Below are 12,978 nucleotides of genomic sequence, written 5' to 3'. Positions count from 1 at the left end.
TACGGGCCCACCACTGGCGGAACGTCTCCTTCGGCGGTTCCGTGATGTCGCGGCTGGCGGTCCATCTGGACCCGGGCCACGGCAGCGTCGTGATGCGGTGATCCTTGCCGGCGATCACGCGTCCGGCGGGAACGTCGGCCCGGTCGGCAGCGCGCAGGAGCGCGCGACGCTCAGCGTCATCACCGGCCAACCGGTCACCACGGCAACCCAACTGCTGCTCGGCCCGGTGACCCGCGGGATGACGGTGTCGCCGGCCGAACCGGCTGCGGGAGAGGAGCCCCGATGAAGTCGCGCGGCGCACTGATCGGGCTGTCGCTGTTCATGGTGGTGGCGCTCACCCTGACCTGGCTTGTCTATGTCACGCTGCGCCGGGACGTGTCCGGGTCGACGGTGCCCTACGCGGCGATGTTCACCGACGTGTTCGGGTTGCGCGAGGGTGACGACGTACGCATGGCCGGTGTGCGGGTGGGCCGGGTGGAAAGCATTGAACTACAAGGCGATCAGGCCAAGGTGTCCTTCGTGGTGCAGGACGACCAGCAGGTGCTGGGCACCACGGTGGCGTCGGTGACCTACCAGAACATCGTCGGGCAACGGTATCTCGGTCTGTCGCTGGGCAGCCTGGGCGAGCCGGACCCGCTTCCGGCGGGCAGTGTCATCCCGGTCGAACAGACCGACCCGTCCTTCGACGTGGGCACGTTGCTCAACGGGTACGAGCCGCTGTTCAGCGTGCTCGACCCGCGGCACGCCGACAATCTCACCAAGGGCGTCATCCAGTCGCTGCAGGGCGACCAGGGGTCGATCACCGCCCTGGTCGACCAGACCGCCGAGCTGACCGACGCGTTCGCCGGACAGGACGAGGAACTCGGCGCGGTGATCACCGATCTGAACGTCGTGGTCGCCAATCTCGCCCGACACAACGACGACCTCGACCACATCGTCGGGCAGGCCCGGTCGGTGGTTTCGACCTTCGACGCGCGACGCCCCGAGCTGGTCGAGTCCATGGGCTCGATCGCGAAAGTGATGCGCCAGCTGTCGACGATCTCCGACGAGGTGTACACCCCACTCAACGAACTCGTGCAGCGCCAACCGGGTTTCGCCAAGCACATGCTCGGGATCGAGCCGCAGTTGGCGTTCGTCGGGGCCAACCTGCCCCTGCTGCTGAAGGGATTCGCGCGGATCACCGGCGAAGGCACCTACGCCAACGCGTACGCGTGCAACCTGGACGCCACCGCGTTCTTCCCCGGACTCAACGACGTGACCCCGATCGTCGTCGCGGCCGCCACGCCCGGCAACAAAACCCGCTACACCCCGAAGTGCAGGAACATGGCCAATGGCTGATCGAACTCAGAAGCCGCGGCGCAGGCGTCGCCCGCTGGAGAGCTACAGCACCGTCTGGCTGGGTGTCGTGGCCGTCGTGGTGGTCGTGGTGCTCGTCGGAACGCTGCTGCTGTTCAGGGTCGCCGATTTCGGCTACCGCCACTACACCGCGCACTTCCTGCAGGCCGCAGCGCTGCAACCCGGCCACCCGATCACCGTCGCCGGGATCCCGGTGGGTGAGGTGACGAGCATGGAACTCGCCGGTGACTATGTCGAGGCGGGCCTGAAGATCCGCGACGACGTGGTTCTCGGTGAGGACTCGCGGGCCTCGATCAAGGTCACCACGATCCTCGGGTCGCGCTACCTCGCGATCTACCCGGACGGTCCGGGATCGGTGCCCGACAACACCTTCGACCTGACCCACACCGAGGTGCCCTACGACCTGCAGGAGGCGCTGTCCGACGTGGCCACCACCTACGAACAGGTCGATACCGATCAGTTCGCGCAGACGTTGGCGATCCTCGGCGAACAGCTGAAGACCCTGCCCCCGGTGGTTCCGCAGGCCCTGGAGAACACCCACACCCTGTCGACGATCATCGCGAAGCGCCGCGACCAGTTGGGTGAGCTGCTGAAGACGACCGAGATGGTCAGCAACACGCTGCGCCGCCAGCAGGCGACCATCGGAAGCCTTGTCGACCAAGGTAATTCGTTGCTCGGAGAGTTCATCGCACGGCGCGCCACGTTCCACGCGATGATGGACGCGCTGACCAACCTGGTGCAGCGGCTGAGCACCACCGTGATCGACGAACGCCCCGAGTTGGAGGAGCTGCTCACCAGTCTGCGTGAACTCTCCACCCTGCTCGGCGAGAACGACGGCATGGTGCGCAGCATCCTGCAGACCGCACCCATCGCGCTGCGCAACCTGACCAACATCACCGGCACCGGTAACGCCATCGACTTCAACGCCTCCAACGGCATGCTGGTCGATTCCTGGATGTGTGCAATCAGCGGCCGGGCCAAGCAGTTCGGCTTGATCGAGTACTTCCAGGACTGCAAATGAGCCGGGCCCACGAGGAGCGAGTGTGAGAAGCGCCAGGTCCAGAATCGTCGCCGTCGCCGCCATCGGCCTGACGGCGGTGCTGGTGGTCGCCGTCCTGGTGGTGCAGTTCGCCAGGGACCGGCTCGACACCATCACCGTGACCGCCCAATTCGACAGCGCGGCAGGTCTGTACGTGGGCAACACGGTGGCGGTGCTGGGGATGCCGGTGGGCAAGGTCACCGAGATCACCCCGAAGGGTGGATACGTCGAAGTCGAGTTCACCGTCGACAAGGACGTCAAGGTGCCCGCCGACGTGCAGGCGGCCACCATCTCGAACTCGATTCTCACCGATCGCCAGATCGAGTTGACTCCGCCGTATCAGGACGGCCCCACCCTGCAGAACCATGACACCATCGGCTTGAACCGCACCCGGACGCCGGTCGAGTTCGCCCGGGTGCTCGACGTTCTCGACAAGCTCTCGGTCTCCTTGCGCGGTGACGGGAAGGGTGACGGACCGATCGCCGATGTGGTGGACGCCAGCGCTGCGATCGTCGACGGGAACGGCCAGCAGATGAAGGACGCGCTGGGGGAACTGTCGAACGCGTTGCGGCTCAGCGCCGATCGCGGCACCGTGACCAAGGATCAGCTGACCACCATCGTCCGCAATGTGAGCTCCCTGTCGGACGCGGCCGCCCGCAACGACGCGATGATGCGGGAGTTCGGCTCGTCGGTGCGGGCCCTGAGCCAGGTGCTGGCCGACGAGAACCTCGGCAGCGGCACCACCGGTAGGAAGATCAACGAGGTGCTGACCCACACCGGGGAAGTGCTGGAAGCCCACCGCGATTCGATCAAGGATCTGGTGGCCAACGGCGACATCGTCCTGAACACCGCCGTCGATCACGAACGCGACCTGATGGAGTTCCTCGATGTCGCGCCCATGACGCTGGACAACCTGTACAACGTCGCCGACCAGAAGAACGGTGCCCTGCGGATCAAGGTGGTCACCGACAAGGTCCTCTTCGACAACCAGTTGATCAAGGAGGTCTGCAACATGATGGGCCTGCGGCAGCTTGGCTGCAGTACGGGCACTCTGCAGGACTTCGGACCGGACTTCGGGCTGAGCTACATGCTCGACGGGCTCGCGGCGATGGGGCAGAAGTGATGAGGACGATCCGAACCCGCCGCCGGCCGGCCGCTGCCCTGGCGATGACGGTGTGCCTCACCGTTTCCGGCTGCGCCACCGATGGCCTGGCCAGCCTGCCGCTGCCGGCGCCGAACGTGGGATCCGGCGGATACCGGGTGACCGCGGTGTTCTCCAATGCACTGAACCTGCCGGCCAACGCGAAGGTGAAGCTCGCCGGCGCGGACGTCGGCCAGATGGAGTCCATGGTGGCCCGCAACTACACCGCGGTGACGACGCTGCGGATCATGGACGGGGTGCTGTTACCTCAAGGCAGCACGGCTGAATTGCGTTCCGCCACCCCGCTCGGGGACGTGTTCGTCGCGATCAAACCGCCGAACCGGGTGGAACCGGGAACGCCGTTGCTCAAGGACGGGGACACCATCGGATTGCGGTCGACGACGGCCGCGGCGACCGTCGAGTCGGTGCTGGGCTCCGCGGCGATCCTGGTCAACGGCGGCGCCGTGCGCAATTTCACCAACATCATCAACGGTCTGGGCAAGGCGACCGGCGAGGAAGGCCAGGCGTTCGGGAACCTGATCAGGAAAACCAACCAGACGCTCGGCAAGCTGAACGCGCGATCGGAAGAGATCTCCACGGCGATGAACGAGACCTCGCGGCTGGCTTCGGAGATCGCGGCCAAGAACCAGATGATCAGCGACGTGATGGCCGAGGCGCGGCCGGCCACCGACACGCTCGCCGCCCACACCACCCAGATCGCGGACCTCGTCACCCAGGTCGGTGACGTCTCCGATCAGCTGCGCAAGTTCCCGTCGATCGCCGGTACCGACACCAGCGGCCGCAGCGTCATCGCCGACGCGAACACCGTCGCCGCCGCCTGGAACGACGTCGCGCTGGCACCGGATGCCACGCTCTACGCGCTCAACCGGCTGATGCCGCCGTTCATCAAGAACATGACCAGCAACGCGATCGCCTTGGATGCGAGTGTCGACCGGTTGGTGCTGGGCTCCATCCCCGACATCGGATTCGCCGGCGATACCGGGTTGCACGGCCCGAAGCGGCACGACTGGCATCAACTGGTCGGGACCCTGAAGTACACCCTGTTCCGGCTGCAGGAGCGGGTCGTGGGCAAGGGGCCCGGCGTCCCGCAGATCCCGGTGATCCCCAGCCCGACCGAACCCGGAGAGATCATCGCCGTTCCCCCGGCGCAGCCGCCACCGCCACCGGCACCACACGCGCCCCAAGCGGCGCCGCAACCGGGACCGCCCGCGCTACCTGCCGAGGCTCCCCGGTGATCGCCGGCGCCGCGGACCGGATCGTCGGTCTCGTCCGGTTCGGTTATCGCCGCCGCACCTGGCTGTCAGCGCTGGCCCTGGTCCTGACGCTCGTCGTCGCGGTCGCGTATCTGTTGTTCGGTGCGCTACGGGTGAATCCGTTCGCGTCGAGCTACCGGCTCACCGTCGAGCTGCCCGAGTCGGCGGGGCTGCTGCCCAACCAGGACGTGACGCTGCGCGGTGTGCAGATCGGGCGGGTGGAACGGCTCGACATCACCCCGGCCGGTGTCAGCGCCGTCGTGAATGTGAAGTCCACGGTGCAGATTCCGGAATCCTCGGCGGTCCGGGTGTCGGGGCTGTCCCCGGCCGGTGAGCAGTACATCGACTTCGTCCCGGAGACGGAGACGGGCCCGTACCTCGCCGACGGCGCCGTGGTCGGGCCGGGCAGGGCCACCGTTCCGGTCAGTCTGGCCGAGCTGCTGGCGAACGCCGACGGGGCGCTGGCGCAGGCGGATGTCGGCAAGCTCGAACTGATCCGGCGTGAACTCAGCCTCAGCGACGCCGGACCGCAGAAGCTCGCCGACATCGTCGACGGCGGCACCTTCCTGCTGTCCACCCTGGATTCGGTGTTGCCCGAGACCACTTCGCTGTTGCGGACCAGCCAGGTGGTGTTCACCATGGTCGCCGACAAGAACGCCGGAATCGATGTCGCATCGGACAATCTCACCGAGAGCTTCGAGGGCATCAACAGGATGCGCGAGGGTTACCGGCGACTGACCGATCAGACCCCGGAGCGGCTGGCCGCGGTCGACAACCTCTTTCTCGACAACTCCGACACCATGGTGCAGCTGCTGGGCAATCTGACCACCACGTCCCGGCTGCTCTATCTGCGGGTTCCGGCGCTCAACGCGCTGTTCCCGACCCATCGCACGTCGGTGCTCGACGCCCTGGGCAGCGCGATGCACACCGGTGGGTTGTGGGGCACCGCCGAGATCTATCCGCGCTACACCTGTGACTACGGCACGCCGAAGCTGCCGCCGTCGTCGGCGGACTTCCCGGAACCGTTCATGTACACCTACTGCCGGGACGACCACCCCGGAATCCTGGTCCGCGGGGCGAAGAACGCGCCGCGGCCCGCCGGCGACGACACCGCCGGACCGCCGGCGGGGGCCGACCTGGGCCGGCAGACCGATCCGAGCCCGAAGGGGCGGTACACGATCCCGACGCCCTACGGCGGCCCGACGCTGCCGCTCGAGCCGCCCCGCTGAACCGACCTGTCGCTAGGAGATGATGATGTCCGTGAGCACTGACGAAGACCACGACACCGGCGAGAAGCCCGACGTCGAGGCCGTACAGGATTCCGACGCTCCTGCCGCCTCCGGGGCGGAGGCCGGTGCCGACGAGAAGGCCGACGACAGCGACGACGATGGGGACGCCGACCCGCGCGTTGCGAAGGATCGGCGCGGCCGGCTGCTGTGGGGCGCGGTGGCTGCGACGTTCGTGGTGCTGCTCGCCGCGGTCGGGTTCCTGGGGTGGCAGTTGTGGCAGGAACGTCAGGTGGCGCAGGCCGGAGAACAGGCCCGGCAAGCGGCGGCGGACTACGCCCAGGTCTTGACCAGTATCGATTCGGAGAGGGTCGACGAGAACTTCGACGCGGTGCTCGACGGGGCGACCGGCGAGTTCAAAGACATGTATTCGCAGTCCAGTACGGAGCTGCGGCAGCTGTTGATCGACAACAAGGCGGCCGCCCACGGGGTCGTCCTCGAATCCGCGGTCCAGTCCGCGTCGAAGGACAAGGCCGTGGTGCTGCTGTTCGTCGACCAGTCGGTCACCAACACCAACGTGCCTGACCCGCGCATCGACCGCAGCCGCATCAAGATGACCATGGAGTACGTCGACGGACGTTGGCGCGCAAGTAAAGTCGAGCTTCCCTAATGGTACGCCGGTTCATTTGCAGTAGTGCTGTCGCTGTGGTGGCGACGGCGGTGTTGGCCACCACAGCGCCTGCGTCGGCGTCAGCTCCCTCGTTCTGTGATGAGCTTGGCGGTCAGTGGGACGGGCAATTCTGTACGACATCAGTGGTGTCGGAGCGAAAAGCGACCCGAGACATCAAGATGGCGCTGCCCGGCGACCTCGTGGAGAACCCGGCAATTCGGGAGTACCTCACCAACCTGATGAACAACTGGCGCAATGCGGCGAAGAAGATGGTCCAGAACAGCTTCGGAGAGCAGCACTTCCAGATCTTTCATCGTGGCGAGGTGATGACGGCCGTGTTCCACGAGATGTACTCGGGTACGGTAGGTACCGACGCCTTGGCGCATCCGAACGCGCCCATCGTCAGCGACGCCTACCGCACCTTTACCTTCTCCGGTGGGCGGCAGTTGCAACTGGCCGATCTGTTCAAACCTGGCGTCGACCACCTGGCCGAGATCCCGCGTCTAGGTGCGCCGTTTATCGTCGCTGCCCTCGATGCCGCACCGCCGCCGCACCAGCCCGGCACCTATCCGTTCACCCCCGATCGCTGGACCCCGGACAAGGTCTACTCCGGTGCGTACAAGGCGTGGGCGCTGACGCCCGACGAGCTGATCATCTACATGCCGGACTATCCGGTGGGCCGTGACCGTCCGACGAACTTCACGCCCGGAATCATGCAATGGTCGATGGACGGCGGCACGGTGCAGGCGCACATCCCACTCGCGGCGCTGGCGCCGGTCCTGCGCCCCGAATTCGGCGGATCGTAGCCATGTTCCGGTGGACGGGACGGATGGCGGCGCTGCTGGCCGGGCTGGTGGCCCTGGCCCCGGTGAGTCACGCCGAGCCGGCCGCTCCCACCCTGCCGGTGTTCACGCCGTACCCGTCGGACTGGCAACCCGACTACACGCCGTTCCCGTACAACCTCTGGCAGATCCGCGTCACGCCGGAACAGATCACCGCGCAACGTGAATCCTGCCAGTGGATCAATGCCCAGTACGGCGAGCTGATGAACCAGGTGTTCGGATTTCAGCGCTACCTCGCCGACCAGGGCGATTACTGGTCACGGCCCGGGGTCACCGAGGCCGGTGACATCGTCGCCGCCAACCTCGACCAGTCGGCGGCGTTCCTGGACCCCCGCGCCCACACGCTGTTCATCGTCAACTATCCGGATCAGAGCGAGTATTCGCCGTTGTTCCACGGGGATTCGATCTACCGGCTGTGGTTCCAGTTCACCCAGATCAGCGACAAGATCAAACAGCGGATGCCGTCGGGGCAGATCAACGCCAACATCGCGACGGCCAACGTCTACGGCAGCGTGATCCGCGACTCCGGGGTCTGCGCCGGAGCCTAGCCCCCTAAGCCCCACGCCCGTGGCGCGAGCGTGCGAGTCTGCGGCGCGACACGCGGGCAAATCGGCTATTTCACGCACGCTCGCGCCGCACGAAACGCACGCTCATCCCCGCGCCATTGACATGTTGACACAAAAAGCTAGTCTTTGTGTCAAAGGCAATGTCGGGAGGCGCAATGGTCGCGGTCGTCGAACAGTCCGAGCAGCACACGTCCGGCCATGTCCGGCCGAAGGTGATGTACGAGTTCCGCAAGCACTCCGGCAGTGTGCTAGGCGGACTCTTCGGCGCCGCCGCATTCGACGAGGTCGCCCTGGTCCCGGTCGCCGCCGCGGTCGACAAGACCGGGCGGTTCGCGGCGAACTTCGCCGATCGCGGTGTGCGCAGTGGCTTCTCGGCGCTGCTGGCGATCTGGGGCGATGCTACCGACAGGGCCGCCGAGGGCGAACGGCTGAAGCGGATGCACCGCGACGTGCGCGGCCGCGGCACCGGTGAGTTCGCCGACGTGCGCTACAGCGCACTGGACCCGCGGTTGTGGAACTGGATCGCGGTCAGCGGACTGTTCGTGGTGCTGAACTCGTTCACCCCGTGCACCGGCATCACGCTGACCGACGACGAGCGCGAGGCGGCGTATCAGCAACTGCTGGAAGGGTTCCGGTCGCTGGAACTGCCCGGCAAGAACGCCAAGCTGCCCGCCACCTGTGCCGAGGCGGAGCAGTACTACGAGTCGATGGTCGCCGGTGAGCTCGCATCGAACCCGTTCCTGCGCCAGGTCACCGAGAACCTCACCAGACTTCCGCTGCCGACACTGGTCCTGCCGCCGGCGCTGCGACTGGCACTGACCCCGGGCTGGTTGGCGCTGCGGCCGCTGGCCGGCCGCGTGCTGACGGTCTGCTCGTTCGGCATCCTGCACCCCGGCATCCGGGAGATGACCGGCTTCAAATGGGACGCGCGCCACGACCGCGAGTTCGCCCTGTACACCCGGCTGCTGCAGCTGGCATGGCGCACGCTGCCGGACAGGATCCTGTTGATCCCATTGGCCCGCAACAGAATCGAGTACGAGAAGCTGGTGCGGCTGCACCGTTCGGTCGCCCTGGACTCGTTCGCGCCGCCGGCCGGCCGCTGCCCGGCAGGCTGACCCGCCGATGCGGCGCGCACGCACCAGGAACACCCCTGGCGAGCAGGAGTCGGCGATCCTCAAGGCCGCGGCCGAAGAGGTCGCGCTGGTGGGTGTCGGCCGGCTGAGCATGGACGTGATCGCCCGCCAGGCCGGTGTCAGCCGCAGCACGCTGTACCGCAGATTCCCCAGCCGCGACGCGCTGATCACCGAACTGGGGCGGCAGACCTTCGACTACGCGATGGCGCGGCTGCAGACGGTGGCCATCGACTCCGGCCCGCAACAGGCCGCGGTCGCGGCGTTCCGGGAAGGCATCCGGTTGCTCACCGGGGAACCCGTGATGCGCAGGTTCCTCCAACTCGACGGCGAGTTCACCGCCACCACCGAGATGGTCGAGGAGGCACGGTTGTTCCTGGTCAGCGCGTCCACCGCGATGGCCAAGGCGCTGCGGGCGGCCGGTGCGGAGATGCCCGACGACGAGCTGCTGGCCGTCGCCGAGATGCACATCCGGCTCGCGGCCTCGCTGGTGCAGGTCAGCACGCCGGTCCTCGACGTCGACGACGACGACGCCGTGGCGCGCTACGCCCGCACCTACCTCGCACCGCTCGTGTACTGACCCGTGCCCGAAATGGGGGCGTTTGGGCGAATCCGGTCAGCGGCGAACATCGGCGTGGCACGCTGCTGACCATGGCAGAGCTGCCCCAACCTCGATTCCTCGACGAACGCCTCGCCCATTGGGCCAGCGTCAAACCCGACGACGAAGCCATGGACTACCTGGACCGGTCCTGGACCTGGTCGCAGTGGAACGACCGGGTGCGCCGCCTCGCCGGTGCGCTGACCGACCGGGGCGTCACCCGCGGCGACGTGGTGTCGTTCCTCGACAAGAACCACCCCGCATGCGTCGAGTTGACCCTCGCCGCGGCATCGCTCGGAGCGGCCACCGCGATCGTCAACTTCCGGTTGGCCGCCGACGAACTCGACTATGTGCTCAACGATTCGGACGCAAAGCTGCTCATCGTGGGCGAGGAGTTCAAGCCGTCGATCGACAGGATCCGCGACAAGCTCACCCACATCGAGCACGTCATCTCGGTCAAACCCGAAGGCGGCGACGAGTACGAGGCGATGCTGGAGGCCGCCACCCCCGTCGGACGCTCCGACGACGTCGAACCCGGCGACGTCTGCATCATCATGTACTCGTCCGGCACCACTGGCCGGCCGAAAGGCGTCGAGCTGACCCAGGCCAACATCATCGCCCACACCGTCAACGCCCACGAAGGCTTCGAGTTCGACGAGGGCGACAAGAACATGGCGTCGATGCCGCTGTTCCATGTCGGCGGATCGTCCTACGTGCAGTTCGGGATTCACGACGGCTTCCCGAGCGTGATGACCCGCGACGTCGACGGCATGACCCTGGCCGGGGCGATCCTCAAAGGCGCCAACCGCACGTTCCTGGTGCCCGCGGTGCTGGCCAAGGTGCTCGAGGCCGGCGAGGACGCGGTGAAGCTGTTCGGCGCGCTGAAGACGTTCGCCTACGGGGCCTCCCCGATGCCGCTGCCGCTGCTGCGTCAGGCGTTGCAGGCCTGGCCGAACACCGATTTCATGCAGGCCTACGGCCTGACCGAGCTGTGCGGCGTGGTCAGCCATCTGCTGCCGGAGGCGCACCGCGACCCGGGCCGGGAGGAGCGCCTGTCCAGCGCCGGCACGCTGGTACCCAACGCCGAGGTCCGGGTCGTCGACCCGGACACCCTCGAAGACGTCCCGACCGGCGAGCAGGGCGAATTGTGGTTCCGCTCACCGCAGTTGATGAGGGGATACCACAACAACCCGGAGGCGACGGCCGAGGCCGTCACCGAGGACGGCTGGTTCCGCACCGGCGACGTCGGCCGCGTCGACGACGGCGGCTACATCTTCGTCGAGGACCGGCTCAAGGACATGATCATCTCAGGCGGGGAGAACATCTACTCCATCGAGGTGGAACGGGTGCTCGCCGAACACGAGGCCGTCGCCGACGTCGCGGTGATCGGGGTCCCCGACGAGAAGTGGGGCGAGGTCGTCAAGGCGGTCGTCGTGCTCGAGGGTTCGGCCACCGAGGCGGAGCTGATCGCGTTCGCCCGCGAACGGCTCGCGGCCTACAAGTGCCCGAAGACCGTCGACATCACCGACGAGCTGCCGCGCAACCCGACCGGGAAGGTCCTGAAGAAGGAACTGCGCAAGCCGCACTGGGACGGCCGCGACCGCGCCACCGTCTAAGACGCGGCGCCGAGCGTACGGTCCCTGACACCTCCGGACCGGTTCCCCGTCATCGTGCGTACGTTCGGCGTCCCGTCGCGCCGGAGACTCCGGTCACCATATGTTTCCGGGACATGACGCGTCCGAAACTAGTGGGTAACGTGACTGGTGCAGCGCCCAATCCCGGGTGCTGGCGGACGAGGGAGCAGTACCCGCAGCGACAAGACTGACTCGTCGAGGAGGGTCTTGTGGCGTGGCTGGTTCTCGTGATCAGCGGCTTCTTCGAGGCGGTCTGGGCGACGGCACTCGGCATGTCGAACAACTTCCGGAGATGGCGACCCGTCCTGGTCGTCGCGGTCACGATGCCCGCGAGCCTGGCGGGGCTGGCGTACGCGATGACGTCGTTGCCGACGGGCACGGCCTACGCCGTCTGGGTCGGTATCGGCGCGACGCTGACGGTGCTGTGGGCGATCGTGACCAAGAAGGAGACGGCCTCCACCGCACGGGTGTTGCTGCTCGTCGTGCTCGTCGGCAGCGTCGTCGGGCTGAAGGCGGTGAGCTGACCATGCCCTGGACGGTGCTGATTCTCAGCGCGGTGACAGAAGCCGTGTGGGCGACCGCGCTCGGCAAGTCCGACGGCTTCACCGATCCGTTATTCACCGCGGTGTTCGGGGTCGCGATGGTGCTCAGCATCGGCGGCCTCGGCTGGGCGGCCAAGCACATCCCGATCGGCTCGGCGTACGCGGTGTGGACGGGCCTGGGCGCGGCGCTGACCGTCGGCTACGCGATGGCCACCGGCGCCGAGGCCGTCTCGCCGGCCAAGGTGGTTTTCCTGACCGGGATCATCGTGGCCGTCGTCGGCCTCAAATTGTTGCCGACCGGCCCCGCCGAAGCGGCCGAGGCCGACGGCCGGGCGCCGCGGCTGCTCGAACACTCCGGCCGCTGAGGCACCATGAACCGGTGGTCGAACTCACCGACATCCTTGACCGGCTGCACGTGGTGGCGTTGCCGATGCGGGTCCGGTTCCGCGGCATCACCACCCGCGAGCTGGCGCTGATCGACGGCCCCGCCGGCTGGGGCGAGTTCGGCGCGTTCGTCGAGTACCGGACCGAGGAGGCCGCGCACTGGCTGGCCGCCGGTGTCGAGGCCGCCTACCGGGCGCTGCCCGAGGTGCGGCGCACGCGCATCCCGATCAACGCGACGGTACCCGCGGTGACGCCCGGGGACGTCCCCGAGGTGCTCGCGCGCTTCCCGGGGGCGCGCACCGCGAAGGTGAAGGTCGCCGAACCCGGTCAGACGCTCGCCGACGACGTGGCCCGCGTCAACGCCGTGCGCGCAGCGGTGCCGACGGTGCGGGTGGACGCCAACGGCGGCTGGTCCGTCGACGACGCGGTGGCCGCGGCGCAAGCGCTGACCGCCGAACACGAGCCCGTGGCCCGTGTGCTGCCGATGCTCACCGTGCCGCACCTAGACCGCGAGTTCGACTACCTGGTCCCGGCCGAGCAGTCCGACGACGCACAGCCCGGGGTCCGGGTCCGGGT

The 12,978-nt window shown here is 67.5% G+C and carries 15 protein-coding genes and 1 riboswitch; all 15 genes read left to right on the top strand.

Annotation, left to right across the window (positions count from 1 at the left end; genetic code table 11):
• The first annotated feature begins 97 nt into the window (after positions 1-97).
• Entirely contained in the window at positions 98-286 is a 189-nt protein-coding gene (locus ASJ79_RS07580) for a hypothetical protein (RefSeq protein ID WP_067954109.1), read from the top strand.
• Complete coding sequence (locus ASJ79_RS07575; RefSeq protein ID WP_067954108.1) at positions 283-1,338, top strand: MlaD family protein; 1,056 nt, start codon at positions 283-285, stop codon at positions 1,336-1,338. Before ASJ79_RS07580 ends, ASJ79_RS07575 begins: the two co-directional genes overlap by 4 nt.
• A complete protein-coding gene (locus ASJ79_RS07570; protein ID WP_067954107.1) occupies positions 1,331-2,377 on the top strand; it encodes an MlaD family protein in 1,047 nt (348 codons plus the stop codon). The genes ASJ79_RS07575 and ASJ79_RS07570 overlap by 8 nt, the downstream gene beginning before the upstream one ends.
• Before the next feature lie 22 nt (positions 2,378-2,399).
• Positions 2,400-3,518, top strand: coding sequence for an MCE family protein (locus ASJ79_RS07565; RefSeq protein WP_082753708.1), 1,119 nt, complete (start codon positions 2,400-2,402; stop codon positions 3,516-3,518).
• Complete coding sequence (locus ASJ79_RS07560) at positions 3,518-4,792, top strand: MlaD family protein (protein WP_067954106.1); 1,275 nt, start codon at positions 3,518-3,520, stop codon at positions 4,790-4,792. Before ASJ79_RS07565 ends, ASJ79_RS07560 begins: the two co-directional genes overlap by 1 nt.
• Positions 4,789-6,039 (top strand): MlaD family protein, encoded by a 1,251-nt coding sequence (locus tag ASJ79_RS07555; protein WP_067954105.1) that lies wholly within the window; start codon positions 4,789-4,791, stop codon positions 6,037-6,039. The genes ASJ79_RS07560 and ASJ79_RS07555 overlap by 4 nt, the downstream gene beginning before the upstream one ends.
• A gap of 25 nt (positions 6,040-6,064) precedes the next feature.
• A complete protein-coding gene (locus ASJ79_RS07550; RefSeq protein WP_067954110.1) occupies positions 6,065-6,706 on the top strand; it encodes a hypothetical protein in 642 nt (213 codons plus the stop codon).
• Positions 6,706-7,512 carry a mannan-binding family protein gene (locus ASJ79_RS07545; RefSeq protein ID WP_067954104.1) on the top strand — a complete coding sequence of 269 codons (807 nt, stop codon included), beginning with the start codon at positions 6,706-6,708 and terminating at the stop codon, positions 7,510-7,512. The genes ASJ79_RS07550 and ASJ79_RS07545 overlap by 1 nt, the downstream gene beginning before the upstream one ends.
• A gap of 2 nt (positions 7,513-7,514) precedes the next feature.
• Complete coding sequence (locus tag ASJ79_RS07540; protein WP_067954103.1) at positions 7,515-8,096, top strand: hypothetical protein; 582 nt, start codon at positions 7,515-7,517, stop codon at positions 8,094-8,096.
• 173 nt (positions 8,097-8,269) lie between these two features.
• Positions 8,270-9,229, top strand: a complete 960-nt coding sequence (locus tag ASJ79_RS07535) for an oxygenase MpaB family protein (RefSeq protein WP_067954102.1) — start codon at positions 8,270-8,272, stop codon at positions 9,227-9,229.
• A 7-nt stretch (positions 9,230-9,236) separates the two neighbouring features.
• A complete protein-coding gene (locus ASJ79_RS07530) occupies positions 9,237-9,824 on the top strand; it encodes a TetR/AcrR family transcriptional regulator (protein WP_067954101.1) in 588 nt (195 codons plus the stop codon).
• 71 nt (positions 9,825-9,895) lie between these two features.
• On the top strand, positions 9,896-11,458 hold the full coding sequence (locus ASJ79_RS07525) for a long-chain-fatty-acid--CoA ligase (protein WP_067954100.1): 1,563 nt from the start codon (positions 9,896-9,898) through the stop codon (positions 11,456-11,458).
• A 148-nt stretch (positions 11,459-11,606) separates the two neighbouring features.
• Positions 11,607-11,673: riboswitch (guanidine-III (ykkC-III) riboswitch) on the top strand.
• 12 nt (positions 11,674-11,685) lie between these two features.
• Positions 11,686-12,000, top strand: coding sequence for a multidrug efflux SMR transporter (locus ASJ79_RS07520; protein WP_067954099.1), 315 nt, complete (start codon positions 11,686-11,688; stop codon positions 11,998-12,000).
• A 2-nt stretch (positions 12,001-12,002) separates the two neighbouring features.
• A complete protein-coding gene (locus ASJ79_RS07515) occupies positions 12,003-12,383 on the top strand; it encodes a multidrug efflux SMR transporter (protein ID WP_067954098.1) in 381 nt (126 codons plus the stop codon).
• A 65-nt stretch (positions 12,384-12,448) separates the two neighbouring features.
• The coding region (locus ASJ79_RS07510; RefSeq protein WP_304439103.1) for an enolase C-terminal domain-like protein at positions 12,449-12,978 on the top strand (530 nt) is incomplete at its 3' end.

This window comes from Mycobacterium sp. NAZ190054, assembly GCF_001545925.1.
Taxonomy (GTDB): Bacteria; Actinomycetota; Actinomycetes; order Mycobacteriales; family Mycobacteriaceae; genus Mycobacterium.
This window is presented reverse-complemented; position numbering and strand designations above follow the sequence as displayed.